This is a genomic window from Mesorhizobium sp. M7A.F.Ca.US.005.03.2.1, assembly GCF_003997795.1.
Taxonomy (GTDB): Bacteria; Pseudomonadota; Alphaproteobacteria; order Rhizobiales; family Rhizobiaceae; genus Mesorhizobium; species Mesorhizobium ciceri.
In genome coordinates this window covers 1-524 of the sequence record NZ_RZRP01001571.1, presented here as the reverse complement: position 1 = coordinate 524, position 524 = coordinate 1, and the positions used below count along the sequence as shown (strand labels likewise).

The window sequence follows — 524 nt, the reverse complement described above, 5'->3', positions numbered from 1 at the left end:
TTCATGGGCTATGTCGAATGGGGATCGCGCCTGGCCAAGATGAACTCCAATCTCGGCGAAACCTGCGATCCGCAGACGGAACCGATGCCGGCCTGGGGCTGGGGTGTGCCGGGCGGCCCCTATCAGCCACCGGGTACAAACTAGCGTCCAGTCGCCATGGAGGTGTTGGGCTGATGCCGGAAGATGTGAAGATCATACGTTGGCGCGAGTGGGACGGACCGGGTCTCGAACATTTGGTGCTGCAGGAGCGGGCAGGGGAGGTCTCGGCCGACTCTGTCGCAGTCTGCTCCGGGCAAACGCCTTTTGCCGTCCGTTACCGCATCGTTTGCGATGTCGGCTGGCACGCCAGGCGTGTCGTTGTCGATATGATCGGTAGCGGCCGCACGCTTGTTCTTGCCGCCGATGGCGATGGTCGCTGGACCAGGGACGGCCTGCCGATGCCGGAGCTCGACGGCATTTTCGATCCCGACCTGACCATCACGCCGTTCACCAACACGCTGCCGATCCGGCGATTGCAACTTTCC

Annotated in this window: 1 protein-coding gene and 1 pseudogene; both read left to right on the top strand. The window is 63.0% G+C overall.

The genetic code is table 11. The annotated features are described in order from the left end of the window. A pseudogene (locus EN991_RS41545) lies at positions 1 to 144 on the top strand (globin); the annotation flags it as partial. Between the two features lie 29 nt (positions 145 to 173). Then, on the top strand, positions 174 to 524 hold a 351-nt coding region (locus EN991_RS39200), incomplete at its 3' end, for a putative glycolipid-binding domain-containing protein (protein ID WP_206519379.1).